At 70.9% G+C, this 26,644-nt stretch carries 18 protein-coding genes and 1 tRNA gene; 3 read left to right on the top strand and 16 right to left on the bottom strand.

The annotated features are described in order from the left end of the window. Nucleotides 1-3: 3 nt before the first annotated feature. Nucleotides 4-969: an SDR family NAD(P)-dependent oxidoreductase gene (locus BIU98_RS09245; protein ID WP_083393132.1), complete on the bottom strand. Its 966-nt coding sequence runs from the start codon at nt 967-969 to the stop codon at nt 4-6. Further along, nucleotides 959-3,049, bottom strand: coding sequence for an excinuclease ABC subunit UvrB (gene uvrB / locus BIU98_RS09240; RefSeq protein WP_071275189.1), 2,091 nt, complete (start codon nt 3,047-3,049; stop codon nt 959-961). Before uvrB ends, BIU98_RS09245 begins: the two co-directional genes overlap by 11 nt. Before the next feature lie 147 nt (nt 3,050-3,196). Here uvrB and BIU98_RS09235 point away from each other — a divergent pair, with 147 nt between their 5' ends. Next, nucleotides 3,197-4,522, top strand: a complete 1,326-nt coding sequence (locus tag BIU98_RS09235; protein ID WP_083393131.1) for an MFS transporter — start codon at nt 3,197-3,199, stop codon at nt 4,520-4,522. Nucleotides 4,523-4,593: 71 nt separating this feature from the next. Here BIU98_RS09235 and BIU98_RS09230 read toward each other — a convergent pair whose 3' ends face one another. The 7 genes from BIU98_RS09230 to polA form a co-directional block, all read right to left on the bottom strand. Next, on the bottom strand, nt 4,594-5,778 hold the full coding sequence (locus tag BIU98_RS09230) for an acyltransferase (RefSeq protein WP_071275182.1): 1,185 nt from the start codon (nt 5,776-5,778) through the stop codon (nt 4,594-4,596). After that, nucleotides 5,775-7,379 carry a class I adenylate-forming enzyme family protein gene (locus BIU98_RS09225; RefSeq protein WP_071275179.1) on the bottom strand — a complete coding sequence of 535 codons (1,605 nt, stop codon included), beginning with the start codon at nt 7,377-7,379 and terminating at the stop codon, nt 5,775-5,777. The genes BIU98_RS09230 and BIU98_RS09225 overlap by 4 nt, the downstream gene beginning before the upstream one ends. A 63-nt stretch (nt 7,380-7,442) precedes the next feature. Beyond that, complete coding sequence (locus BIU98_RS09220) at nt 7,443-8,501, bottom strand: hypothetical protein (protein ID WP_071275175.1); 1,059 nt, start codon at nt 8,499-8,501, stop codon at nt 7,443-7,445. Then, the gene (coaE, locus tag BIU98_RS09215; RefSeq protein WP_071275172.1) at nt 8,498-9,109 is read right to left on the bottom strand and encodes a dephospho-CoA kinase; all 612 of its coding nucleotides are present in this window, start codon (nt 9,107-9,109) and stop codon (nt 8,498-8,500) included. The genes BIU98_RS09220 and coaE overlap by 4 nt, the downstream gene beginning before the upstream one ends. Nucleotides 9,110-9,207: 98 nt before the next feature. Further along, the gene (rpsA, locus tag BIU98_RS09210) at nt 9,208-10,665 is read right to left on the bottom strand and encodes a 30S ribosomal protein S1 (RefSeq protein WP_071275169.1); all 1,458 of its coding nucleotides are present in this window, start codon (nt 10,663-10,665) and stop codon (nt 9,208-9,210) included. 183 nt (nt 10,666-10,848) lie between these two features. Then, the gene (locus tag BIU98_RS09205; protein ID WP_071275166.1) at nt 10,849-12,528 is read right to left on the bottom strand and encodes a DUF885 domain-containing protein; all 1,680 of its coding nucleotides are present in this window, start codon (nt 12,526-12,528) and stop codon (nt 10,849-10,851) included. A 23-nt stretch (nt 12,529-12,551) separates the two neighbouring features. Further along, nucleotides 12,552-15,197 (bottom strand): DNA polymerase I, encoded by a 2,646-nt coding sequence (polA, locus tag BIU98_RS09200; RefSeq protein ID WP_254787836.1) that lies wholly within the window; start codon nt 15,195-15,197, stop codon nt 12,552-12,554. A gap of 127 nt (nt 15,198-15,324) precedes the next feature. On the opposite strand from polA, the gene BIU98_RS09195 reads away from it, so the two are divergent. Next, nucleotides 15,325-15,693, top strand: coding sequence for a PaaI family thioesterase (locus tag BIU98_RS09195; protein WP_071276385.1), 369 nt, complete (start codon nt 15,325-15,327; stop codon nt 15,691-15,693). Between the two features lie 3 nt (nt 15,694-15,696). Here the strand turns inward: BIU98_RS09195 and BIU98_RS09190 are convergent, their stop codons facing one another. The 3 genes from BIU98_RS09190 to BIU98_RS09180 all read right to left on the bottom strand — a co-directional run bounded on the left by BIU98_RS09190 (nt 15,697) and on the right by BIU98_RS09180 (nt 17,061). After that, on the bottom strand, nt 15,697-16,167 hold the full coding sequence (locus BIU98_RS09190) for a GNAT family N-acetyltransferase (RefSeq protein WP_071275160.1): 471 nt from the start codon (nt 16,165-16,167) through the stop codon (nt 15,697-15,699). Nucleotides 16,168-16,253: 86 nt separating this feature from the next. Next, complete coding sequence (locus BIU98_RS09185) at nt 16,254-16,859, bottom strand: ANTAR domain-containing response regulator (RefSeq protein WP_071275157.1); 606 nt, start codon at nt 16,857-16,859, stop codon at nt 16,254-16,256. A 120-nt stretch (nt 16,860-16,979) separates the two neighbouring features. Next, a tRNA-Leu gene (locus BIU98_RS09180) sits at nt 16,980-17,061 on the bottom strand. Nucleotides 17,062-17,176: 115 nt separating this feature from the next. On the opposite strand from BIU98_RS09180, the gene BIU98_RS09175 reads away from it, so the two are divergent. Beyond that, nucleotides 17,177-17,716: an HdeD family acid-resistance protein gene (locus BIU98_RS09175; RefSeq protein WP_071275154.1), complete on the top strand. Its 540-nt coding sequence runs from the start codon at nt 17,177-17,179 to the stop codon at nt 17,714-17,716. A gap of 25 nt (nt 17,717-17,741) precedes the next feature. On the opposite strand, the gene BIU98_RS09170 is transcribed toward BIU98_RS09175, so the two are convergent. From BIU98_RS09170 to gltB, 4 genes are all read right to left on the bottom strand, one after another. Then, entirely contained in the window at nt 17,742-18,836 is a 1,095-nt protein-coding gene (locus BIU98_RS09170; RefSeq protein WP_071275151.1) for a VIT1/CCC1 transporter family protein, read from the bottom strand. Between the two features lie 121 nt (nt 18,837-18,957). After that, a complete protein-coding gene (gene pyk / locus BIU98_RS09165; protein ID WP_071275148.1) occupies nt 18,958-20,403 on the bottom strand; it encodes a pyruvate kinase in 1,446 nt (481 codons plus the stop codon). Nucleotides 20,404-20,548: 145 nt separating this feature from the next. Further along, a complete protein-coding gene (locus BIU98_RS09160; protein WP_071275145.1) occupies nt 20,549-22,006 on the bottom strand; it encodes a glutamate synthase subunit beta in 1,458 nt (485 codons plus the stop codon). Next, nucleotides 21,999-26,519: a glutamate synthase large subunit gene (gene gltB / locus BIU98_RS09155; RefSeq protein ID WP_071276382.1), complete on the bottom strand. Its 4,521-nt coding sequence runs from the start codon at nt 26,517-26,519 to the stop codon at nt 21,999-22,001. The genes BIU98_RS09160 and gltB overlap by 8 nt, the downstream gene beginning before the upstream one ends. Between the last annotated feature and the right edge of the window lie 125 nt (nt 26,520-26,644).

Below are 26,644 nucleotides of genomic sequence, written 5' to 3'. Positions count from 1 at the left end.
GCCTCACACGAATGCGTCGAGAGCGAACGCCACCCCGGAGACCTGCTCGCTGGCGTGCCAGAGCCGTGCTGCCTCGGTGCGGTCGTGGGCCCGAGGTTCCGCTCGGACGACGGTCGCGGGACCGCGCAGCTGGAACGCACCGTTCGGACCCCAGTACTCCCCCGAGCGGACGTCGTCGCCGACGGCCGCGTGGACGAGGGGCAGCGCGCCGTCGTCCTTGCCCTGGGCGTACAGCCGCTGCCCGGGGCGGGTCCAGCCGGGTTCGCTCCGCGCCGGTGCGACGTCGGGGCGGGCCGGCGAGAGGGCCTCGAGCGCCAGGCCCGGGTGCGCGACGACGCTCGACACCGCGGAACCGGCGTCGGCCAGTCGTTCCGCCAGCTCGAAGCCGAACAGCATCACCGCGAGCTTGCTGCGGCCGTACTGCCGGTAGCTGGAGTAGTGCCCGACGCCCAGCGGGTCGCGGTGGTCGAGCGATGCCCAGCGGTGGGCGATGGACCCGAGGTGCACGACCCGGCCCGCGGTGCGCTCGAGCAGCGGCAGGACGAGGCCGGTGAGGGCGAAGTGCCCGAGGTGGTTCGTCCCGACCTGCAGCTCCACGCCCTGTGCGGTGCGGCGCTCGGTGCTCGACCCCACGACGCCCGCGTTGTTCACCAGCGCGTCGATCGGCCCCAGGGCCTGGAGCTGGTCGGCGGCCGTGCGGACGCTGTCGAGGTCCGCGAGGTCGACGTGCAGCTGCGTGAGGTCGGCCGCTGGCACGTGCTGCCGGATGCTGCGCTCCGCCGCTGCCGCCCGCTCGGGGCTGCGGGTCGCGAGCACGACGCGGTGCCCGGCCCGCGCCAGCTGCTCGGCCGCGTGGTACCCGAGACCAGCGCTCGCGCCCGTGACGACGACGGTCTTGGCCGCGGTGCCCAGGCCGGCCGCCGCCGGGCTGCCCAGCCCGGCCGTGGCCGGGGCGTCCTCAGTTGACATGCCCCGCCGACTCCATCTGCCGGAGCGCCTTCTTGAGGTCCTGGACCTCGTCGCGCAGCCGGCCCGCCAGCTCGAACTTCAGCTCGGCCGCGGCCTGCAGCATCTGGTCGTTGAGGTCCGCGATCGTGGCCTCGAGCTGGGTGGCGCCCTCGCCGGCGATGCCCGTGCGCTTGAGGTTCGGCGTGGGCGCTCGACGACCGTCGCGCACGCCGCCACCGCGGCGCTCGAGGAGCTCTTGGGTGTCCTCGTTCTCCCGGTTGAGCTGCTCGGTGATGTCGCCGATCTTCTTCCGGAGGGGCTGCGGGTCGATGCCGTGCTCGAGGTTGTACGCCACCTGCTTCTCGCGGCGGCGGTCGGTCTCCTCGATCGCCTGGGCCATCGAGGCGGTCATCTTGTCGGCGTACATGAGCACCTGACCGGAGACGTTGCGCGCCGCACGGCCGATGGTCTGGATGAGCGACGTGGCCGAGCGCAGGAAGCCCTCCTTGTCGGCGTCGAGGATCGCCACGAGGGAGACCTCGGGCAGGTCGAGGCCCTCTCGGAGCAGGTTGATGCCGACGAGCACGTCGTAGACGCCCTGACGAAGCTCCGTCAGGAGCTCGACGCGCTTCAGCGTGTCGACGTCGGAGTGCAGGTACCGGACCCGGACCCCGGCGTTGCCGAGGAAGTCGGTCAGCTCCTCGGCCATGCGCTTGGTCAGCGTCGTGACGAGGACGCGCTCGTCCTTCTCGACGCGCTGCCGGATCTCCTCGAGCAGGTCGTCGATCTGGCCGTCGGACGGCTTCACCACGATCTCGGGGTCGATCAGGCCCGTCGGGCGGATGATCTGCTCGACGACGCTGTCGGTGATGCCGAGCTCGTACTTGCCGGGGGTCGCCGACAGGAAGACCTTCTGCCCGGCGCGCTCGAGGAACTCCTCCCACTTGAGCGGGCGGTTGTCCATCGCGCTGGGGAGCCGGAAGCCGTGCTCGACCAGGGTGCGCTTGCGGGAGGCGTCGCCCTCGTACATCGCGCCGATCTGCGGCACGGTCACGTGGGACTCGTCGATCACGATGAGGAAGTCGTCGGCGAAGTAGTCGAGGAGGCAGTGGGGGGCCTCCCCGGGCATCCGGCCGTCGACGTGCCGGGAGTAGTTCTCGATGCCCGAGCAGAAGCCGATCTGCTCCATCATCTCGATGTCGAACGTGGTGCGCATCCGGAGTCGCTGGGCCTCGAGCAGCTTGCCCTGACCTTCGAGCTCGGCGAGGCGCTCGGCCAACTCCTCCTTGATGGTGCCGATCGCCCGGTGCATGACGTCGGTGTCAGCGACGTAGTGCGACGCAGGGAAGATCGACACCGCGGGGAGGTCGTCGATGACGTTGCCGGTCAGGGGGTGCAGCGAGCTGAGGGCCTCGATCTCGTCACCGAACATCTCGATGCGGATCGCGTGCTCTTCGTACATCGGGATGATCTCGATGGTGTCGCCGCGTACCCGGAAGGTGCCGCGGGCGAAGTCGACGTCGTTGCGCTGGTACTGCATGGCGACGAAGCGGCGGACGAGCTGGTCTCGGGAGATCTCCTGCCCGACCGACAGCGCCACCGACGCGTTCATGTACTGCTCGGGCGTGCCGAGACCGTAGATGCAGGAGACGGTCGAGACCACGACGACGTCGCGCCGGCTGAGCAGCGAGTTCGTCGTGGAGTGCCGGAGGCGCTCGACCTCGGCGTTGACCGAGGAGTCCTTCTCGATGAAGGTGTCCGTCTGCGGGACGTAGGCCTCTGGCTGGTAGTAGTCGTAGTACGAGACGAAGTACTCGATCGCGTTCTCCGGCAGCAGGCTGCGGAACTCCGTCGCGAGCTGCGCCGCGAGGGTCTTGTTGTGCGCGAGCACGAGCGTCGGGCGCTGCACCTGCTCGATGAGCCAGGCGGTCGTCGCCGACTTGCCCGTACCGGTCGCGCCGAGGAGCACCACGTCGGTCTCACCCGCGTTGATGCGCCCCGCGAGCTCGGCGATCGCGGCGGGCTGGTCACCGCTCGGCGAGTACTCGCTGATCACCTCGAACGGACGGACCGATCGGACCGGTTTGACTGCAACTGCCATGCGTCAATGCTATGCGCGCCCACCGACAGCAGCCCGGGCGTATCGTCCGCGGAGAGCGCCCTCCAAGGACGCTGATAGGGATCACTCCTACCGTTCCGTCTGTTCAGCGACCCGGCTCGACCGCATTCCCCGAAGAGGCACTCACCCATGACGACGGCGACCCCCGCCGCACCAGCCAAGGCGACCCCGTTCCGCGGACGCATCCGTGGCCGCGTGCTCCTGCTGCTGTGCTTCATGTACGCGATCTCGTACATCGACCGCACCAACATCTCGACCGCGCTCCCCCACATCACCGAGGAGTTCGGCTTCACCGAGACCACCGCGGGCGTCATCGTCGCTGCGTTCTCGCTGCCGTACGCCCTGCTCCAGGTGTTCGGCGGGACGATCAGCGAGAAGTTCGGCCCCCGTAAAGCGCTCTTCGTCATCACGGTCATCTGGGGCGTCGCGACGCTCTGGACCGGGTTCGCCGTGGGCTTCTGGACGCTGTTCGCCGCCCGCGCGCTGCTCGGCCTGAGCGAGGCGGCCGCGTTCCCCACCGCCACGCAGGCGATGAGCCGCTGGATCCCCCGCGACCGCAACGGCTTCGCCCAGGGCGTCGTGCACTCCGCAGCACGGCTCGGCAACGCCCTCGCGCCCCTCGTCGTCGCGTACTTCATCGCGATCAGTGGCTGGCGTCTGGCGTTCTTCGCCACCGCCGTGCTGTCCTTCGCCTGGGCGATCGCCTGGTGGTTCCTGTTCCGGGACAAGCCCGAGTCCGCGAAGGGCATCACGCAGGTCGAACTCGACGAGCTCCCGCCGGTCGAGACCCGCGCGACCCGGCCGCCCGTGCCGTGGCGCCAGATGGCGAAGCAGATCCTGCCCGTCACCTTCGTGGACTTCGGCTACGGCTGGACCCTCTGGGTGTTCCTCACCTGGCTGCCGACGTTCCTCAGCTCGACGTACGGCCTGGAGATCGGCGACTTCGCCCTCTTCACCACGCTCATCCTGCTCGCGGGCGTCGTCGGTGACACCGTCGGCGGCATGCTCAGTGACCGCATCATCCACCGCGGCGGCGACACCCGGACCGCCCGCCGGGCCATCCTCGTCGTCGGGCTCGGGGGGTCGCTCGTCTGCCTGGTGCCGCTCGTGATCGGGCAGGGGCTGCTCGTGGCGACGATCTCGCTCGCCCTCTCGTTCTTCTTCCTCGAGCTCTGCAACGCCAACCTCTGGGCGATCCCGATGGACGTCGCCCCGCAGTGGTCCGGGACGGCGTCGGGCTTCATGAACACCGGCTTCGGCGTCGCCGGCGTCCTCTCGCCGATCGTCTTCGGCGTGCTCGTCGACGCATCGGGCTGGCAGCTGCCGTTCGCGCTGTCCTGCGCGCTGCTGGGCGCAGCGGCCGTCGTCGCGTGGTTCATGAAGCCGCAGCGGCTCACCTCCACCGACGGCGTGCTGGAGATCGGCATCCCGCAGGCCGAGCAGCGCTCGGCCTGACCACAGGACGGACGGGAGGCTCGTGGCGGCGCCGCCAGGAGCCTCCAGTCCGGCGGTTGGTCCGGAGGTTCCTAGCGGGCGCGATTCGCGGCCCGCGCCTGGCGGGCCGCCCGCGCGGCGAGCGACGGCCGCCCCGTCAACGGCACGCTGAGCGGGGTCCAGCGGAAGGCCTCGGTGACGGCGACGGCGAGCACCACGACGAGCAGGTACGTCACGAGGGTCAGCCAGGGCTTCGGCACGAGTGCCTCGAGCGGGCTCGAGCCGTACAGGAGCAGCCAGATCACCAGCGGGTGGCTCAGGAAGATGCCGAACGAGCGGTCCGAGGCGTAGTCGACGACCTTCGCCAGGCGACTGCCGGCGACACGACGGTCGGCCCAGGCCGCCCCCGCGGCGAGGAAGCCGAGGAAGACGAGCGTGCTCCAGACCACCTCGACGGGCTGCAGCGGGGTGCCGGCCTTGTAGGCCGAGTCGCCGAGCGCCATCTGGACCACGAACACGACGAGCGTCAGCACCGCGCCGCCGAGGAACGCCCACCCGATCGCCCGTCGGTGCGTGCGCACGAACCCGAGGAACCCCTCGGCGTGGTCGGCCGCGATCGCCCCCGAGACGATGAAGAAGACGTACGAGAAGAAGAACTGCTTCTGGTAGCCGTGCATCCAGGCGTCGGTCGAGGGGAAGTACTTGTAGCCGGCGAAGACGCCGAGCTGCACGAGCAGGCTGACGACGAGCACCGTGACGTGGTGGCGGCGCGTGGTCCGGACGAGCCACATGATCGCCGGGAGCAACAGGTACACCTGCATCGTCACGAGCAGGAAGTACAGGTGGTACTTCGCCGTGCCCGTGACGATCCCGGTGGCGTAGGTCTCGACGAGCGCCGGGACGTCCCCGCGCTGGCCCGAGTCGAGCAGCCACGCGGAGGCGACGTACACGAACGACCACGCCAGGTACGGCACCCCGACCAGCAGGAAGCGCTTCGGCCAGAACACCGACATCGGCTTCGGGCGGATCGACCAGCTGTAGACGAGCACGAACGCGGTCAGGGTGAAGAACACCAGCCGGGTGAAGTGCAGCAGCGCGAGGAGCCCGGCCAGCCCGAGGTCGTCCGACGCCATCGTGTGGCTCGTCGTGTGCACGCCGATCACGCACGCGAACGTCAGGATGCGGAGGACGTCGATCTCGTAGAGGTGCCGGGGGCGGCCCTCGGCGGTGCGGGTCGGCGTCCGGACGCCGGTGCCCTGCGCCGTCGTCGTGCTCACGGGGTCTCCGCCATGCCGCGCACGCGGGCGCGCTGGACCTTGCCGGTCGGGGCGCGGGGCAGGTCGGGGACGACGATGATCTCGACCGGGCGGCGGAAGCGGGTCAGGGAGCGTTCGGCGCGGGCGGTGAGGTCGGCGACGAGGGCGGCGGCGTCCGCGGCGGCCTCCGCGGCGGCGCGGGCCGCGTCGCGGTCGGCCGCAGCGTGCGGGTCGCGGCCGTCGGCGGCGTCGCGGTCGTCGTCCCGTGGCTGCTGGATGACGTACGCCACCGGCACGCTGCCGAGGACGTCGTCCGGCCGGGCGACCACCACGGCTTCGAGCACCCGCGGGTCGCCGAGCAGGACGTCCTCGACCTCGGCGGGCCAGACCTTCTCGCCCCCGCGGTTGATGACGTCGTCGGAGCGGCCGGCGAGCGACACCCAGCCGTCCTCCGCGACGGAGCCGACGTCGCCGGTGGCGAGCCAGCCCTCCGCGTCGAAGCGTTCTGCGGCGCGTCCGTGGAGGTAGGAGCGGACGATGCCCGGCCCGCGGACCCACAGCGCCCCGGTCGCACCGGCGGGCAGCACGGTGCCGTCCTCGTCGCGCACCTGCACGGAGCAGCCCACCGGCACGCCGACCGTGCCGACGCGGGCGGGCGCGCCGAGCGGCGTGGCGGTGATCTGGCTCGCGCCCTCGGTCATGCCCCAGCTCACGACGAGCGGGACGTCGCCCAGTGCGGCTCGCACGGGATCGGGCAGCGGCGCGGAGGCACTCCGAACGAACCGCAGGCCCTCCGGGACGTCGAGCGGACCGGTCTTCGCGAGCACCGCCAGGATCGCCGGCACCGCGTTCAGCCAGGTCACCCGGCGGTCGGCGAGCAGCTCCCAGAAGCCGGTCCGTCGGAAGCGTCGGTCGAGCACCAGCGTGGCGCCGGCGACGAGCGTCGACAGCAGCCCGACGACCTCGGCGTTGACGTGGAACAGCGGCAACGAGTTGAACCCGCGGTCGTCCCGGGTCAGCCCGTTGTGCTCGGCCACGGCCCGGGCGACGAACAGCAGCTGCGACTCCGGCAGCTCGACGCCCTTGGGCGTGCCGGTCGAGCCCGAGGTGAACAGCACGACGGACCCCTCACCGGGTGCGTCCGGCGTCTCGGTGGGCACGTCACCGTCACGGACGTCGGACGGGAGGCCCGTGGCCGGGTCCACGCGGGCGGCCGGCGTCCCCGGGATGGTCGCGTCCTCGAGCCGGTCGGACACCACGATCGAGGCGCCGCCGAGCAGGTCGGCGAGCCGTGCCGGCTCGGTCGTCGGCTGACCGGTGTCGACGGGGACCGCGCGGCGCCCGCTCGCGACCGCCGCGAGGTGCACGACGGCGAACGCGATCGGGTCCCCGACGTCGACCAGCACGGCGCCGGAGTCGGGCACGCCGATCACGTCGAAGGTGGAGGACCACGCGGTCACCGCGGTCTCGAGGTCGCGGTGACGGAGCACCCGGTCGGAGCGGGCGTCCTCGAGGTACACGCGGTCGGGGTCCTCGGCGGCGCGCTGGCGGATCAGTGCGCGGAGACCACCGGGGGTCGGCGCGTCGGGGTCGCGGGCTTCGGGGTCGCGGTCTGGCTGCACTCCGCCACGCTAATCCCGAATGCTATGACCTTCCGTCAGGGACCTGCTGTCCGGGACCGCGTGTCAGGGACCGGTCGGCGCGGGCAGCGGGAAGCGTCGCAGCAACCACTGCCACAGCGCGATGAGCCGAGGCTGCCCCTCGGCGTCGAGCGGCGTCGAGTCCTTGATGATGCGGGAGTGCGACTGCGCCGGCGTCCCGATGCGGATGTCCGTGAGGATCGCATGCGGTTCCCAGCCCTCCGGTGGGGCTGCGGTGTCCGTGCGCCACGGTTCGGCCGGTCCGCCCGCGGTCGCGGGGACGTCGAGGCCGAGGGCCGTCCACGACCCGCGGATCCGCGGCCCGAACTCGTCGCGGACGTCGTCCACGGCGTACATCCGTGACGCCGGGGTCGCGCCGGGGCGGTCCATCCACGCGGCGTGCACGGGCCCGAGCGACTCCACCGGGGACGCGAACATCAGCGCGCCGAGGACCGGTCGGATGTGCGCGATGTACGCCGCCTCACCGCCGCCCTGCGAGTGCCCGGCCACGACGATGTCGCTCCACGCGATGTCCTCGTCCGCCGCGACGAAGCGCCCCCACCCGCCCGTCGGGTCGACGTCGTCGAGGTGGGCGATCGCGTCGCGGAACCGCGAGACGATCGACCCCGCCGGCGACACCGCGCTGAAGTCCGACTGCCGGGTGCCGTCGAACCGGTTCCGCTGGACGGTGCCGTAGCAGTGCGGGTCGGCCTCGCACGTCCCGGAGAGGGTCTTGCCGAGGTTCCAGTAGTCGAGCCCGAGCACGTGGTACCCGTCACCGAGGGCCGTCGTCAGGAACCGCTGGTAGTCCGCCGGTCGTGCACGCGTCGCGGGCAGGAACAGCAGCAGTGGCCCGTCAGCGGCGGTCCTGGCGGCGAAGTCGTCCCGGTTCGGTTCGAGCCGTTCACCGTCGATCGCACCGAGCCGGAAGCGGTGGAACTCGTCCCGGGGTCCGCGCGCGTCACTGCGCTCGTGGGCGTGCGCTGGTTCGCGGCCGTGGTCGGCCACACGCTGACCGGCGAGCACGTTCGCGGCGACGAGGGTGCCGAGCCCGATCGCCACGAGGACGACCGCGGCGACGACGAGCAGCAGCCGGTGCTTCACGTGGTCTCGGGTGCGACCAGGCTCCAGACCTGGTCGGCCGAGCGGATCGTGTCCTCGAGCGTGCCGGTGGCGTCGACGACGTGGTCGGCCAGGGCGAGGCGGTCAGCGTCGCTCGCCTGGGCGCCGACGCGACGCTCCGCTTCCTCGTGCGACATCCCGCGGTGCTCCACCAGGCGCTCGATGCGCATCGCCGCCGGGGCGTCGACGACGACGACCGCGTCGAACCGCAGCGGACGGGTCCCTCGGGCCTCGGCGAGGAGCGGCACGTCGTACACCACCACCGCGTCCGGGTCGGCCTGCTCGGCGGCGTCGAACGCGGCCTGCGCCAGTCGCCAGACCTCGGGGTGGGTGATCGCCTCGAGGTCCTTGCGTGCCGCCGGGTCGGAGAACACGACCGCACCGAGGGCCGGCCGGTCGAGCGACCCGTCCGCCGCGATGACCGACGGACCGAAGCGCTCCGCGACCTGCTCGAGCCCGGGGCTGCCGGGGGCGACGGCGTCCCGCGCCAGGCGGTCCGCGTCGACGACGACGGCGCCGTGCTCTGCCCAACGACCCGAGACGGTCGACTTCCCCGCGGCGATGCCGCCCGTGAGTCCGATGATGCGCACGGCGACCAGCCTAGGCGTGGACCCCCACGAACGCCGGAAGCCCGGCACCCCCTGAGGGATGCCGGGCTTCCGGTGCGTTCAGTTGCTGCTGAGCTCGATCAGTTGGTCGAGCTGAGCTTCTCGCGGAGCGCCGCGAGCGAGGCGTCGTCAGCCAGGGTGCCCTGGCCGGCCTGCTCGGTGGTGAACGTCGAGGACGCGCTGGCCGGGAGGTCGAAGGTACCGGTGGCCTCGTCCGTGAGGGACTTGGCGACCTGGGCCTTGTGGGCCTCCCAACGACCCTGGGCGGCCGCATACTGGCCTTCCCAGACCTCGCGCTGTGCGTCGTAGCCCTCGAGCCACTCGTTGGTCTCCGGGTCGAAGCCCTCGGGGTACTTGTAGTCACCCTTGTCGTCGTACTCGGTCGGCATGCCGTAGAGGGCCGGGTCGAACTCGGCGCTCTCCGGGTCGACGCCCTCGTTGGCCTGCTTGAGGCTGAGCGAGATGCGACGACGGTCGAGGTCGATGTCGATGATCTTCACGAAGACCTCGTCGCCGACGGACACGACCTGCTCGGCGAGCTCGACGTGCTTGTTCGAGAGCTCCGAGATGTGGACGAGGCCCTCGATGCCGTCCGCGACGCGGACGAAGGCACCGAACGGCACGAGCTTCGTGACCTTGCCCGGTGCGATCTGACCGATCGCGTGGGTACGGGCGAAGACCTGCCACGGGTCTTCCTGCGTGGCCTTGAGCGAGAGCGACACGCGCTCGCGGTCCAGGTCCACCTCGAGGATCTCGACGGTGACTTCCTGACCGACCTCGACGACCTCGCTGGCGTGCTCGATGTGCTTCCAGCTGAGCTCGGACACGTGGACGAGACCGTCGACGCCGCCGAGGTCGACGAACGCACCGAAGTTGACGATCGACGATACGACGCCCTTGCGGACCTGGCCCTTGTGGAGGTTGTTCAGGAACGTGGTGCGCGACTCGGACTGCGTCTGCTCGAGCAGTGCACGACGCGAGAGCACGACGTTGTTGCGGTTCTTGTCGAGCTCGAGGATCTTGGCCTCGATCTCCTGACCGAGGTACGGCGTGAGGTCGCGCACGCGGCGGAGTTCGATGAGCGATGCCGGGAGGAAGCCACGGAGACCGATGTCCACGATGAGGCCACCCTTGACGACCTCGATGACGGTGCCGGTGACGACCCCGTCGGACTCCTTGATCTTCTCGACGTCGCCCCACGCACGCTCGTACTGCGCGCGCTTCTTCGACAGGATGAGGCGGCCTTCCTTGTCCTCCTTCTGGAGGACCAGGGCCTCGACCTCGTCACCGACGTTGACGACCTCGTTGGGGTCGACGTCGTGCTTGATCGAGAGCTCGCGCGAGGGGATGACACCCTCGGTCTTGTACCCGACGTCGAGGAGGACCTCGTCGCGGTCGATCTTCACGACGGTGCCGGAGATGAGATCGCCGTCGTTGAAGAACTTCAGGGTCTTCTCGACCTCGGCCAGGAAGTCATCAGCCGAACCGATGTCGTTGATGGCGACCTGCTTAGGAGCCTTGGTCGTAGTGGTTGTCATGTAGAGATTGCTCCGAACGGACATGAGTCAGGCCAGGGCGACGCGGGGACAGTTCCCGCATGCTGCCGCCGTGGCGGTGGATTGTGGTGGCGCGGATTGCGCCGCACAAGTCTAACCGGTGCGCTCGACCCCTCACAAGCGGGGCACCGCGCGTGTCGCGGTCCACCGCGAGGGGCTGCTACGTCAGTCGAGCAGCGCCGAGCGGAGGGTGTCGAGGCCGACCCCGCCGAGTGCCAGTGCCCGGTGGTGGAACGCCTTGAGGTCGAAGTCCGCGCCCTCCCGAGCAGCGACCTCGTCGCGGACGGACTCCCACACGCGCTGGCCGACCTTGTACGACGGAGCCTGTCCGGGCCATCCGAAGTACCGTGCGACCTCGAAGCGCACGAACGCCGGGTCCATGTTGACGTTCTGCCCCATGAAGTCGAGGGCGTACTCCCACGTCCAGCCGCCGCCGTCCGGGTTGGTCTTCTGCAGGTGCACACCGATGTCGAGCACCACGCGGGCGGCGCGCATCCGCTGGCCGTCGAGCATCCCGAGGCGGTCGCCGTCGTCGTCGAGGAACCCGAGCTGCTCCATCAGGCGCTCGGCGTACAACGCCCAGCCCTCCACGTGTCCGGACGGGCCGGCCAGCTGCCGACGCCAGGTGTTGAGCTCGCCGCGGTTGAACACGGCCTGGCTGATCTGCAGGTGGTGACCGGGCACACCCTCGTGGTAGACCGTGGTCTTCTCGCGCCAGGTGCCGAACTCGGTGACGCCCTCCGGCACGGACCACCACATGCGGCCGGCGCGCGAGAAGTCGTCGGACGGGCCCGTGTAGTAGATCCCGCCCTCCTGCGTGGGCGCGATGCGGCACTCCAGGCGCTTGATCGGGTCCGCGATGTCGAAGTAGCGGCCGTCCATCGCGCGGATCGACTCGTCGCTGGTCTCCTGCATCCACTGCCGGAGGGCGTCCGTGCCGTGCAGCACCCGGGCGGGGTCGGCGTCGAGGACCTCGATCGCCCGGGCCACGGACGCGCCGGGCTCGATCCGGTCGGCGATGCGCTCCTGCTCCTCGCGCATCCGGGCGAGCTCCTCGATGCCCCACTCGTACGTCTCGTCGAGGTCGACCACCGCGCCGAGGAACCGGCGGGAGTGCAGCTCGTAGGCGTCGCGGCCCACGGCGTCGGTCGGTGTCGCGAGGGGCATCAGCTCGTGCTGGAGGAACCGGCCGAACGAGCGGTACGCGGCCGCGGCGACCTCGCCACCGCGGACCAGCTCGGCGCGGAGTGCCTCGGGGACGGGCGCGCCGTCGTCGAGCGACGCGGTCGTGGCGAGCTGCCGGAAGAAGCCGTCGTCGGCGCCGCTCCGCGCCATCTGCTCGGCGACGAGCTCGACCTGCCGACGAGCGGGGACGACCTGCTCGCGGGTGCCCTCGAGCAGGGTCTCGCGGAAGCCCTCGAGCGCGTCGGGCAGTGCCCGGACCCGGCTCGCGACGTCCTCCCAGTCGGCCGTGGTCGCCGTCGGCATCAGGTCGATGACCTCGCGCAGGGACTGGGCCGGGCTGGCGATGACGTTCAGGTCGCGCAGGTGCAGCTTGCGGTCGTACGACTCGACGACCAGGTCGAGCTCGGCGCCGAGGTCGGTCTTCGTGACACGGTCGACGGCGTCGACGGGCTCGGCCGCGTCGAGCGCACGGCGGGCCGCGCGGGCTGCGTCGGCGGAGGCTGCGGCCCCGGCGGGCGAGGTGTCGCCGTACTCCCCCGTGCGCCCGGGGACGCCGATGTATGTTGCGATGGTCGGGTCGAGGTCGACGAGGGTGGTCACCCAGTCCTCGGCGACCCGGTCGACGGCGGAGGGCTGGCGGACAGGACGCTCTGTGGTCATGCTCCGACCCTACCGAGCGCAGATCAGTGCGCGGCGACCTCCCAGTTGGCGCCGGTGCCGACCTGGACGTCGAGGGGCACGGTCAGGTCCGCCGCGGACCCCATGCGCGCTCGAAGGATCTCCTCGACGCGCTCCTGCTCGCCGGGGGCGACCTCGAGGATCAGTTCGTCGTGCACCTGGAGGAGCAGGCGCGTGCCGAGCTCGCCGTCGCGCAGGTCTGAGGCGACGCCGAGCATCGCGATCTTCATGATGTCAGCGGCCGACCCCTGGATCGGCGCGTTCAGGGCAGCTCGCTCGGCGTTCTCGCGCAGCACCCGGTTCGGGCTCTTGAGGTCCGGGAAGGGGCGGCGGCGGCCGAAGATCGTCTCCGTGTAGCCGTCCTCGCGTGCCTGCTCGACGACGTTGCGGAGGTAGTCCCGCACCGCACCGAAGCGGGCGAAGTACTCGGTCATCAGGGTGCGGGCTTCGCTCTGCTCGATGCGCAGCTGCTTCGACAGGCCGAACGCGCTGAGCCCGTAGGCGAGCCCGTACGACATCGCCTTCACCTTGGTGCGCATCTCGGGGCTGACGTCCGCCGGCTCGACGCCGAACACGCGCGCGCCGACGAACCGGTGGAGGTCCTCGCCCTCCTTGAAGGCCTGGACGAGACCGGGGTCGCCGGAGAGGTGCGCCATGATCCGCATCTCGATCTGCGAGTAGTCCGCCGTCAGGAGCGTCGTGTACGGCTCGGCGACGGCGAACGCCGAGCGGATGCGACGGCCGACGGCGGTCTTCACGGGGATGTTCTGCAGGTTCGGATCGGTCGACGAGACGCGCCCCGTGCTCGTGCCCGTCTGCTCGTACCGGGTGTGGATGCGGCCGTCGACGACGGCGGCGTCGAGGGTGTCGACGATCTGCCGGAGCTTCGTCGCGTCACGGTGCTGCAGCAGCAGGCCCAGGAACGGGTGCGGGTGCTGCTCCTGCAGGTCCGTCAGGCTGGCGGCGTCGGTCGAGAAGCCCGTCTTGGTCTTGCGGGTCTTCGGCATCGCGAGCTCGGTGAACAGGACCTCCTGCAGCTGCTTCGGCGACCCGAGGTTGACCTCGTGGCCGATCTCCGCGAAGGCCTGCTGGGCGAGCTCGGCGGCACGCTCGCCGAGTTCCTTCGACAGCCCGGTCAGCACCGGTCGGTCGATGCCCACACCGGTGGTCTCCATCTGCGCGAGCACCGACACCAGCGGGAGCTCGATGTCGTCGAGCACGCCGAGCGAACCGGGGTCGATCCGGGCACGGAGCGCCGTGGTCACGCGGAGGACGTACCAGGCGTGCACGCCGACGTTCACCGGGGCGGTCTCCGGGACGAGCTGGTTCGGGTCGGCGGTCGGCAGTTCCTCGCCGAGCTCCTGGTAGACCAGGTCGGTCAGCGGCTGGCCCTGCTTGCCGGGGTTCGCCAGCCAGCCCATGATGCGGGCGTCCCCGGCGATGCCGTTGACCGCGATCCCGGCGGTGCCGAGCGCCTTGACGGCGGCCTTGGCGTCGTGGAAGTGCTTCGGGGCGTCGGAGGCGAACCAGGCGGTGAGCTGCTCGTAGTCCTTCGTGCCGCTGCCACCGGGCACCAGGACGGCGTCGTCGTGGGTGGCGATGCCGATCGCGCTGAGACGGCCGTCGATGACCTCCACCGCGATGCCGTAGCCGTTCTCGCTGTCGGCGGCGTTCTTGCGCTCGAGCCAGTAGCCGAGCTCTTCGTCGATGAGCGTCTTCACCGGCGGCGGGGTGATGCCGTCGTCCTCGACGCCGCCCTCCACCGCGGTCTGGTCGCTCGGCTCGCCGTTGCCCGCGACCTTGAACACGCGGTCGAGCAGGGTGCGGAACTGCAGCGTGGCGAAGAGCTCGCGGACGGCGGCTTCGTCGAGGGGGCGGAGCGCGACGTCGGCCGGCCCGACGGGCAGTTCCACGTCGGTGACCAGCCGGTTGAGGCGGCGGTTCCGGACGGCCCGGTCCTGCTGCTCGCGGAGGTTGTTGCCGACGACGCCCTTGATCTCGTCGGCGTGTTCCAGGACGCCCTCGAGCGAGCCGTACTGGGTCACCCACTTGACCGCGGTCTTCTCGCCGACCTTGTCGACGCCGATGAGGTTGTCGCTGGTCTCCCCGACGAGCGCGGCGACGTCCGGGTACTGGTGGGGCTCGATGCCGTAGCGCTCGTAGACCTTGTCGCGGTCGTAGCGGGTGAGTTCGGACACCCCGCGGACCGACGGGTAGAGCAGCGTGACGTCGTCGTTGACGAGCTGGATCGCATCACGGTCACCGGAGACCACGTAGACCTGGAAGCCCTGCTCGGCCCCCTGCGAGGAGAGCGTCGCGAGGATGTCGTCGGCCTCGTAGTCCTCCTTCGTGACCGTGGTGATGCCCATGGCCTCGAGCGCCTGCTGCAGCAGCGGGATCTGCCCCTTGAACTCCGCCGGGGTCTCGGAGCGGGTTCCCTTGTACTCGGCGTACTCGCGGGTGCGGAACGAGAACCGGGAGATGTCGAACGCCACCGCGAGGTGGGTCGGCTTCTCGCGCTGCAGCAGCATCAACAGCATCGAGATGAAGCCGTGGATGGCGTTCGTGTGCTGCCCGTCGCGGTTGACGAAGCTGTCCACGGGCAGCGCGTAGAAGGCCCGGAAGGCGAGCGAATGGCCGTCGATGACCATGAGGGTAGGCTTTGCGGAGTCCGACACCCGGACAGCCTACCGACGCCCCCCGACACGGAAGTCAAGCGCTGTGACCGACGAACCGACCACCACCGGCCCCGTCGACGAGCGTCTCGCCGAGCGGGGCATGGGTGAACTCGCCACCAAGATGGGCATGGTCATCACGGAGCTGACCGCCGAGCGTGCGGTCGGCAGCATCCCGGTCGAGGGCAACCGGCAGCCGGTCGGGCTCCTGCACGGTGGGGCGTACGTCGTCCTCGCCGAGAGCCTCGGGTCGATGGCCGCGAACGTCCACGCGGGTCTGGGTCGCTACGCGGTCGGCATCGAGCTGAACGCGTCGCACTCCCGGAGCGCGACGAGCGGCATCGTCACGGGGACGTGCACGGCGATCCACCTCGGGAACACGCTCACGACCCACGAGATCGTGCTCACCGACGACCAGGGCCGACGCTGCTCGACCGTGCGCATCACGAACATGATCCGCGAGCGGCGCTGACCCTCAGTCCTCTGCCGGACGCTGCAGCAGCAGCCGGGCGTCACCGAAGCCGAGGCGTCGGTACAGCCGCTCGCCGTCGACGCTCGAGTGCACCGACACCCGCTCCACGCCGAGGTCATCGGCCAGGCCGAGCAGTGTGGTGACCAACCGACCGGCCACACCGAGCCCACGCAGGTCCGGGTGCACGTACACGGTCTGCACGTCGCCGGTGAGCCGACCGTCGGGCCGGTCCGGCGTCGGCGGACGGCCCACCAGGCCGAGCCACGCCATCCCGAGCACCAGGCCGTCGCGTTCCGCGACGACGCACCGGTGGGTCTCCGGGTGCGCCTCGGCGAACGCCGTCATCGCCGACCGGTAGGCCTCGACCGTGTGGACCGGCGTCTGGCCGCCCTCCTCGATGCTCCACCGCCACCGCAGGTCGGCCACCGCTGGCATGTCGGACGGACGGGAGGCTCGGATCACGACGTCGTTCACACCTCCACCTTCGCAGATGGTCACCGCACGAGGAAGCGCCGCCACCCGGACCGGGTGACGGCGCTTCCGCAGCAGTGGGTGCGTGACTACTTCTTGGCGCTGAGCTGCTCGATGATCGCCTTGGCGACGTCGTGCATGGTCAGGCGGCGGTCCATCGACGCCTTCTGGATCCAGCGGAAGGCCTCGGGCTCGGTCAGGCCCATCTTCTCGTTGAGCAGGCCCTTGGCGCGGTCGACGAGCTTGCGGGTCTCGAAGCGCTCGACCAGGTCGGCGACCTCGGCCTCGAGCGTGATGATCTGCTGGTACCGCGAGAGGGCGATCTCGATCGCGGGGAGCAGGTCGTTCGGGGTGAAGGGCTTCACGACGTACGCGAGCGCACCGGCCTCGGTCGCACGCTCGACCAGTTCCTTCTGGCTGAACGCCGTGAGCAGGACGACCGGTGCGATGTGGTTCTTGGAGAGCTTCTCGGCCGCGGAGATGCCGTCGAGCTGCGGCATCTTGACGTCCATGATGACGAGGTCGGGGCGCAGGTCGGTGGCCAGCTGGACCGCGGTCTCACCGTCACCCGCTTCACCCACGACGTCGAACCCGTTGTCGCGGAGGATCTCGACGATGTCCAGGCGGATGAGCGACTCGTCCTCGGCGACGACGACGCGACGGGGTGCTGTTGCAGTTGCTTCTGTGTCACTCACGACGGAGAGCCTACTAGACCTGACGCCGTCAGCACGCATGTCGCACGGCAGTGCATGTTGTCGTACGAGTGGCGGGACCCGCGGGCCGGAACAGCCCCGCACGCCGCTCTGAGCGTTCGGTACGAGTGGCGGGACTTGAACCCGCACGCCGTGAGGCAGAGCATTTTGAGTGCCCCGTGTCTGCCGATTCCACCACACTCGCGAGGGCACCCAGGCTACCAGCAGCGCGCCCCACCGACGGCCGGGTGCTCTCGGACGGACTCGATGCGCCCCGGGTACGGTCGAGGGCTGAAGCAGTCCAGTCAGGAGGAGTGCCTGTGGATTCCCGTGCCGTCCGCACCTTCCGGGTCTTCGTGGTCATCACGGCCGCGGTCGCCGTCGTGCTCGGCGTCGTCGCCGTCGTCCTGCCGCGCCCGTCCCTCGTCGTGGTCGCCCTCGTGTTCGGCGTGTACCTCGTGGTGTCCGGCGTGCTGCGTGTGTTCGCTGCGGTCCGCGGGCACGGCACCCCGCCGCTCTGGCGGTGGACCTCCGGCGTCGTCGGCACGCTGGTGGCGATCGCCGGGCTCGTGGCGCTGCTCGACCCGGCGATCCCGCTGGTCGTCTACGCCGTGCTCGCCGGTGTGGCGTTCCTCGTCGAGGGCGTCGCGGCACTCGTCGGCGGCGCCGTCGGGCACCCGGGGTCGTCCCGCGTGCCGTCGGTCGTGAGCGGCGTGCTGTCGCTCCTCGGCGGCGTGGCCGTGCTGCTCGCTCCCGGTCTGGCGCTGACGGTCTTCGCGGTCCTCGCCGGCATCGCGCTCATCGTGGTGGGGCTCGGCGCGCTCCTGCTGCTGCCCCCGCGCGCGGCAGCCCGACGCTGACGCTGCACCGGGGCGCCCGGGCGCGTCAGGCGGCGCCGGTCCCGAAGAGCAGCCCGAGCAGGTAGGTCACCACGGCGGCGCCGAAGCCGATCGCGAGCTGCCGCAGTGCCCGACGGAGCGGCGATGCTCCGCTCAGGACGCCCACGACCGCACCCGTGCCGAGCAGGGCGACGCCGACGAGCGCGGCTGCGACCCCGATGGCCGGCCAGCCGTCAAGCCCGAACAGGTACGGCAGGATCGGGATGACCGCTCCGGAGGCGAAGAAGCAGAAGCTCGAGATCGCGGCACTCATGCCGTTGCCGACGGCCTCGTGGTCGTCGGGGACCCGGGTCGGTCGGGTCTCCGGCGCGCTGCCGAGACCAGCGATGACGTCGGCGGCGTGCGCGGCGGCCTCGTCCTCCGGCATGCCCCTGGCCCGGTAGACCAGGGCGAGCTCGTTGGCGTCGACGTCGAGGTCCGCCACCGCGCTGCCCGCCTCGGGGTGGGGTGCCGAGGCCTCGAGGAGCTCCCGCTGCGACCGGACGGAGACGTACTCCCCCGCCCCCATCGACAGCGCGCCGGCCAGGAGTCCCGCGATGCCGCTGAGCAGGACGAAGTGCCGGTCCGCGCCGGAGGCACTGATGCCGATGATGAGCGCCAGGTTCGACACCAGGCCGTCGTTGGCGCCGAAGACCGCGGCGCGGAAGGTGCCGGACAAGCGCATCCGACCGCGGTTCGCGAGCCCGCGGACGACCTCCCCGTGGATGCGCTCGTCGGCCGCCATCTGCGCGGTGGCGTCGGCGTCGTCGGCGTAGGGCGAGCGGTCCTCGGCGCGCTGCATGAGCGCGAGCACGAACACCGAGCCGAACCGCTTGGCCAGGGTCGCGAGGACCCGGGAGCGCAGGCTGCCCCGCAACGGACGACCGACGTCGGCACCGAGCAGGTCCACCCAGTGCTGTTCGTGCCGGCCCTCGGCCTCGGCCAGGGCGTCGAGGATGTCGCGGTCCTCCCCGGAACGTCGCGACGCCAGGTTCCGGTACACGGCCGCCTCGGCGCGTTCGTCCGCCAGGTAGCGCCGCCAACGGCGCACGTCGCCTGGGCGACGCGCCTCGGTGCCGGACGGGAGGCTCGGTTCACGCATCGCGGTCGTCTCCTGTCGACGGGATGGGGCGGTGGACGCAGGACGGCGCGGACCGGAGGCCGACAGCTGGAGCTGTGGCGGGCCTCCTGTCCGCGCCGTCGCGCGGTGACCGTGGAGCGGATCAGTCCCGGACGTAGGCCGGGGCGGCCTCGGCGTGCGCGTCGCCGACGCGGTGCACGCGGAGGTCGTTCGTCGAGCCCTCGAGTCCGGGGGGCGACCCGGCCGTCACGATGACGCGGTCGCCGGGGGCGGCGAGGCCGTTCTCGAGGAGGACGTCGTCCACCTGCGAGAAGAGCTCGTCGGTGTGGGTCTTGCGCTCGACGAGGAAGGAGCGGACGCCCCAGGTCAGCGCCATGCGCCGGCGGGTGGCCTCGTTCGGGGTGAAGGCGATGATCGGCAGGCCGTGGCGCAGGCGCGACATGCGTCGGGCGGAGTCGCCGGACTCGGTGAACACGCAGAGGTACGAGGCCTCGGTGAACTCGGCGATCTCGACGGCGGCCAGCGTGATGGCGCCACCGAGGGTGCGGGGCTTGGTGCCGAGCGGGGCGATGCGCTCCAGGCCGTGGTCCTCGGTCGACTCGACGATGCGGGCCATCGTGCGGACCGTCTGCACCGGGTACTCACCGACGCTGGTCTCACCGGAGAGCATCACGGCGTCGGCGCCGTCGAGCACGGCGTTCGCGACGTCGGAGGTCTCGGCGCGGGTCGGGATCGGCGAGGAGATCATCGACTCGAGCATCTGCGTCGCGACGATGACGGGCTTCGCCATGCGGCGGGCCAGCTCGACGGCGCGCTTCTGCACGATCGGGACGGCCTCGAGCGGGAGCTCGACGCCGAGGTCACCGCGGGCGACCATGATCGAGTCGAAGGCGTCGATGATCTCCTCGAGGGCGTCGACGGCCTGCGGCTTCTCGATCTTCGCGATCACCGGGAGGCGCTTGCCCTCCTCGTCCATGATCTCGTGGGCGCGGTCGACGTCGGAGGCGTTCCGGACGAAGGACAGCGCGATGAGGTCGGCGCCCTGGCGGATGCCCCAGCGGAGGTCGGCCTCGTCCTTCTCGCTGAGCGCGGGGACGTTCACGGCGACGCCGGGCAGGTTGATGCCCTTGTTGTTCGACACGGTGCCGCCGACGACGACCTCGGTGCGGACGCGGACGCCGTCGGTGTCGAGCACGCGCAGGCGGACCCGGCCGTCGTCGATGAGCAGGGGGTCGCCGGGCTTGACGTCCTGCGGCAGGCCCTTGAAGGTCGTGCCGCAGATCTCCTTCGACCCGGGGACGTCCTCGGTCGTGATCGTGAAGACGTCGCCCACGGCCAGCTCGTGCGGGCCGTCGGCGAACTTGGCGAGGCGGATCTTCGGACCCTGCAGGTCGACGAGGATCGCGACCGGCTTGCCGAGCTCCTCGGCAGCACGGCGGACGTTGACGTAGTTGGCCTCGTGGACGCTGTAGTCACCGTGGCTCAGGTTGAGTCGGGCGACGTCGACACCGGCCTGGATGATCTCCTTGACGGTCTCGTAGTCCGAGGTGGCCGGTCCGAGGGTCGAAACGATCTTTGCGCGTCGCAATGGATTCCTTCGTGTGGTGGAGGGTCTCTCTCGCGAGAGAACGGTGGGGCGTGCGGCATGTCGTGCTCGTGGGGCTTCGCATGACGAGGAGGCCATCAGCACCCTATCGAGTGCTGGTGGCCTCCCGCTCACCCTGTGGTGTGCATCAGACGGAGATCGCCCGGTCGGTCGCCTTCACCGGCGCCGGCAGCATCGTCGTGCCCTCGAGGTACTCGTCGACCTTCGCCGCGGCCGCACGGCCCTCGGCGATGGCCCAGACGATGAGGGACTGTCCGCGACCGGCGTCACCGGCGACGAAGACGCCCGGCTCGTTCGTCGTGTAGTCGGCCTGGCGCGCAACGGCTCCCGAGGCGTCCACCGGCAGGCCGAGCTGCGGCTCGATCGTGTGGGTCTCGGGGCCGGTGAAGCCCATGGCGATGAGGACGAGGTCCGCGGGGATCTCGCGCTCGGTGCCGGCCTTCGGGATGCGGCGGCCGTCGACGTACTCGGTCTCCGCCACCCGCAGGCCGCGGACCTCGCCGGCGTCGTTGGCCAGGAACTCGACCGTGGACGCGAGGAAGGTGCGCTCACCGCCTTCCTCGTGGGCGCTCGCGACCTCGTACAGCGTCGGGAACATCGGCCAGGGCTGGTCCTGCGGACGCTCGACGGGCGGCTGCTTGCCGATCGCCAGGTTCGTCACGCTGAGGGCGCCCTGTCGGTGCGCGGTGCCGATGCAGTCCGCGCCGGTGTCGCCGCCGCCGATGACGACGACGTGCTTGCCCTCGGCGGTGACCTGGTTGTCGACGACGGTGCCGGCACCCGCGCGGTTCTGCTGCACGAGGTACTCCATCGCGAAGTGCACGCCCTCGAGGTCACGGCCCGGGATCGCCAGCTCACGCGGGACGGTGGCGCCGGTGGCGACCACGACCGCGTCGTAGCGTGACTTCAGGTCGTCCCAGGTGATGTCGCGGCCGATCTCGACGCCCGCGCGGAAGCGGGTGCCCTCGGCCTGCATCTGGGCGAGGCGCGCGTCGATCTGGCGCTTCTCCATCTTGAAGTCCGGGATGCCGTAGCGGAGCAGCCCGCCGATGCGGTCGTCACGCTCGTACACGGCGACGGTGTGGCCTGCGCGGGTGAGCTGCTGCGCGGCGGCCAGCCCTGCGGGGCCGGAGCCGACGACGGCGACGGTCTTGCCGGTGAGGCGCTCGGGCGGGTGCGGGGTGACCCAGCCCTGCTGGTAGGCCTCGTCGATGATCGAGACCTCGACCTGCTTGATGGTCACCGGCGGCTGGTTGATGCCGAGCACGCACGAGGACTCGCAGGGCGCCGGGCAGAGGCGTCCGGTGAACTCCGGGAAGTTGTTCGTCGCGTGGAGCCGCTCGATCGCCTGGCGGCCCTCGCCCCGCCACGTCAGGTCGTTCCACTCCGGGATCAGGTTGCCGAGCGGGCAGCCCTGGTGACAGAACGGCACGCCGCAGTCCATGCAGCGGCCGGCCTGGCGCTTGAGCGCGCCGGACTCCTGCTGCTCGTAGACCTCTTTCCAGTCCATGAGCCGCACGGGCACGGGCCGCCGGGGCGGCAGTTCTCGTTCCTGGACCTTCAGGAACCCCTTGGGGTCAGCCACCTGCGGTCACCTCCATGATCCTGTTCCACACGATGTCGCCGTCGGGGTCGAGCCCCTCGTCGACGGCCTGTCTGCGGGTCTCGAGCACGGCCGCGTAGTCGCGCGGGAGCACCTTCACGAACTCGCTGAGGTCACCGGACTCCAGCAGTCCGGCGGCCAGGGTCGACCCGGTCTCGTCGGCGTGCCGCTGGAGCAGGTCGGTGACGATCTCGACGTCGGCGCTGTCGAGCGGCTCGAGCCGGAGCTCGCCGCTCGCGAGTGCGTCGGTGTTGACGTGCTCGCGCCGGAGGCCGCGGACGTACGCGGTGCCGCCGGACATGCCGGCGCCGAGGTTCCGGCCGGTCTCGCCGAGGATGACCGCGAGCCCGCCGGTCATGTACTCGAGGGCGTGGTCGCCGACGCCCTCGACCACGGCGCTGGCACCGGAGTTGCGGACCAGGAAGCGCTCCCCCACGATGCCGCGGATGAACATGCTGCCCTGGGTCGCGCCGTAGCCGATGACGTTGCCGGCGATGACGTTCTCCGACGGCTCGAAGCCGCTGGACTCGGCCGGACGCACGACGATGTCGCCGCCCGACAGGCCCTTGCCGACGTAGTCGTTGCTGTCGCCGATGAGCCGCAGGGTGATGCCCGCCGGCAGGAACGCGCCGAGCGACTGCCCGGCGGACCCGCGCAGCGTGATGTCGATCGACCCGGCGGGCAGCCCGTTCTCGCCGTGGCGCAGGGTGACCTCGTGGCCGAGCATGGTGCCGACCGCGCGCTCCGTGTTCCGGATCGGCAGGTCGAGCGTGAGCGACCCGCCGTGCTCGAGCACGTCCGACGCCCGGTGGATGAGCTGCACGTCGAAGTGCTGCTCGAGCTCGTGGTCCTGCTCGCGGTGGTGTCGGCGGGGCTCGTCGGGCGCGAACTGCGGCCCGGCGAGCACGGGCGCCAGGTCGAGGCCGGACGCCTTCCAGTGGTGCACGGCACGGTCGACGTCGAGGGCGTCGGCCTGACCGATGGCCTCGTCGAGGGTGCGGAAGCCGAGCTCGGCGAGGAGCTCGCGGACCTCCTGTGCGATGAACTCGAAGAAGTTGACGACGAACTCGGGCTTGCCGGAGAAGCGCTTGCGCAGCTCCGGGTTCTGCGTGGCGACGCCGACCGGGCAGGTGTCGAGGTGGCACACGCGCATCAGGATGCAGCCCTCGACGACGAGCGGTGCCGTCGCGAAGCCGTACTCCTCGGCGCCGAGCAGCGCGGCCACGACGACGTCGCGGCCCGTCTTCATCTGGCCGTCGACCTGCACGACCACGCGGTCGCGCATGCCGTTCAGCATGAGGGTCTGCTGCGTCTCGGCGAGGCCGATCTCCCACGGGGTGCCGGCGTGCTTCAGGGAGTTCAGCGGGGACGCCCCGGTGCCGCCGTCGTGGCCGGAGACGAGCACGACGTCGGCCAGGGCCTTCGTCACGCCGGCCGCGACCGCGCCGATGCCCGACTGGCTGACGAGCTTGACGTGGACGCGCGCCGAGGGGTTGGCGCGCTTGACGTCGAAGATCAGCTGCTTGAGGTCCTCGATGGAGTAGATGTCGTGGTGCGGCGGCGGCGAGATGAGCCCGACACCAGCGGTGGCGTGCCGGGTCCGCGCGACCCACGGGTAGACCTTCTGCGGGGGCAGCTGGCCGCCCTCGCCGGGCTTGGCGCCCTGGGCCATCTTCAGCTGGATGTCCGTCGCGTGGGTCAGGTACATGCTCGTGACGCCGAACCGCCCGGACGCGACCTGCTTGATCGCGCTCCGGCGCTCGGGGTCGAGCAGGCGGTCGACGTCCTCGCCGCCCTCGCCCGTGTTCGACCGGCCGCCGAGCCGGTTCATCGCGATCGCCAGGGTCTCGTGGGCTTCCTTGGAGATGGAGCCGTACGACATGGCGCCGGTGTTGAACCGCTTGACGATGGACTCGATCGGCTCGACGTCCTCGAGCGAGAGCGGCGTGCGCTCGCCCTGCTTGAAGCGGAACAGCCCGCGGAGCGTCATGAGCTCCTCGGCCTGCTCGTCGACCGCCTTGGAGTACTCGCGGAAGATGTCGTACCGGCGCGAGCGCGTGGCGTGCTGCAGGCGGAACACCGTGTCCGGGTTGAACAGGTGCGGCGGACCCTGACGGCGCCACTGGTACTCGCCGCCGGTCTGCAGGCGCTCGTGCGCGACGACCGAGCCGTCGAGCGGGTAGGCCTGCTGGTGCCGCTGGGCGTTCTCCTTCGCGATGACGTCGATGTCGACGCCGCCGAGGATCGAGGAGGTGCCGGTGAAGTAGCGGTCGACGAACGCCTGGCTCAACCCGACGGCCTCGAACGCCTGGGCGCCGGCGTAGCTCGACACCGTCGAGATGCCCATCTTCGACATGATCTTCAGCACGCCCTTGCCGAGCGCCTTGATGACGTTCTTCACGGCCTGCTCGGGGGTGATCCCGCTGATCATGCCGGAGCGGACGAGGTTCTCGCAGGTCTCCATCGCGAGGTACGGGTTGATCGCCGAGGCGCCGTACCCGATGAGCGTGGCCACGTGGTGGACCTCGCGCACGTCGCCGGCCTCGACGATCAGCCCGGCCTTCATCCGCTGCTCGGTCCGGATCAGGTGGTGGTGCACGGCGGCGAGCAGCAGCAGGCTCGGGATCGGCGCGTTCTCGGCGTTGCCGTCGCGGTCGGACAGCACGATGAACTGCTTGCCGGACTCGATGGCCTCGTCGACCTCGTCGCACACGGCCTGGAGGCGCTGCTCCATGGCCTGCTCGCCGGCGTCGACGCGGTACAGGCCCTTGATCGTCACGGTGAGGTGGCGGCCGGAGTCGCTCTCGAAGTGCTGCACCTTGGCGAGCTGGTCGTTGTCGATGACCGGGAAGTCGAGCACGATCTGCTTCGCGTGCTCGGGTCCGGCGTCGAGGAGGTTGCGCTCGGGACCGAGCCCGAGGCCCATCGAGGTGATGACCTGCTCGCGGATCGAGTCGAGCGGCGGGTTCGTCACCTGCGCGAACTGCTGCGTGAAGTAGTCGAAGAGCAGCCGGGGGCGCTCGGAGAGCACCGCGATGGGCGTGTCCGAGCCCATGGCACCGAGGGGCTCGGCACCCGCCTGGGCCATCGGCCGCAGCAGGATGCGCACCTCTTCCTCGGTGTAGCCGAAGGCCCGCTGGCGACGGGTCACCGACGCCGGGGTGTGCACGATGTGCTCGCGCTCGGGGAGGTCGCGGAGGTTGATGCGCCCGGCCTCGAGCCACTCGCTCCACGGACCCGACGACGCCAGGCTCTGCTTGACCTCGTCGTCCTCGATGATGCGACCGGCCTCGGTGTCGACGAGGAACAGCCGACCGGGGCGCAGTCGGCCCTTGCGGACGACCTTCGACGCGGGCACGTCGATGACACCGGTCTCCGAGCCCATCACGATGAGCCCGTCGTCGGTCACCAGGAAGCGTCCGGGCCGCAGGCCGTTGCGGTCGAGCGTTGCCCCGACGAGCGAGCCGTCGGTGAACGTGATGGCCGCCGGGCCGTCCCACGGCTCCATGAGCATCGAGTGGTACTCGTAGAACGCCCGCAGGTCGGGGTCCATGTCGAGCTGGTTCTCCCACGCTTCCGGCACCATCATCGACACCGCGTGCGGGAGCGAGCGGCCGGACAGGGTCAGCAGCTCGAGGGTCTCGTCGAAGGACGCCGAGTCGCTCGCGCCGGGACTGACGATCGGCAGCAGCGGCGCCATGTCGCCGAGCAGGTCGCTCTCGAGCTGCGACTGCCGCGCGCGCATCCAGTTCCGGTTGCCGCGGACGGTGTTGATCTCGCCGTTGTGCGCCAGCGTGCGGAACGGCTGCGCGAGCGGCCACGACGGGAACGTGTTCGTCGAGTACCGCGAGTGCACGATCGCCAGCTTCGAGGCGAAGCGCTCGTCGCTGAGGTCGGGGTAGAAGGGCTCGAGCTGCAGCGTCGTGACCATGCCCTTGTAGACCATCGTCCGGGCCGACAGCGACATGAAGTAGACCTCGCGCTCCCGCTCGACGCGCTTGCGCATCCGGAACGCCTGGCGGTCCAGCGCGATGCCGTTCCACGCGGCGCCCTGGTCGTCGTGGCGGGTCGACGCGACGAAGAGCTGCTCGAACGCCGGCATCGCGGCGCGGGCGAGCGTGCCGAGGACCTCCGGGCGGACGGGAACCTCGCGCCACCCGAGGACCCGGAGGCCCTCGTCGTCGGCGGTGGCCTCGATCGCGGCCTTCACGGCGGCACGGTCGTCGGCGTTCAGCGGCAGGTAGGCGGTGCCGACGGCGTACTCCCCCGCGGCGGGCAGCGCGAACGGCACGGCGTCACGGAGGAAGGCGTCCGGCACCTGGCAGAGGATCCCTGCGCCGTCACCGGTGCCCGCGTCGGACCCGACGGCGCCGCGGTGCTCGAGGTTGCGGAGCGCGCCGAGCGCGGCGTCGACGATGTCGTGTCCGGGCGTGCCGCGGAGCGTCGCGACCATCGCGAGGCCGCAGGCGTCCTTCTCGTTCGCCGGGTCGTACATCCCGGTGGCCTTCGGCACCGCCGAGAAACGCTGGTGCGCCGGCAGGAGCTCAGCCGATGCCGTGGACTGGGGTGGCAGGAGCGCCATGGGGAACCGTCCTCACGAGGAAGTGGAACAGGGACAGC

It is taken from the genome of Curtobacterium sp. MMLR14_010 (assembly GCF_001865015.1).
Lineage (GTDB): Bacteria > Actinomycetota > Actinomycetes > Actinomycetales > Microbacteriaceae > Curtobacterium.
This window is presented reverse-complemented; position numbering and strand designations above follow the sequence as displayed.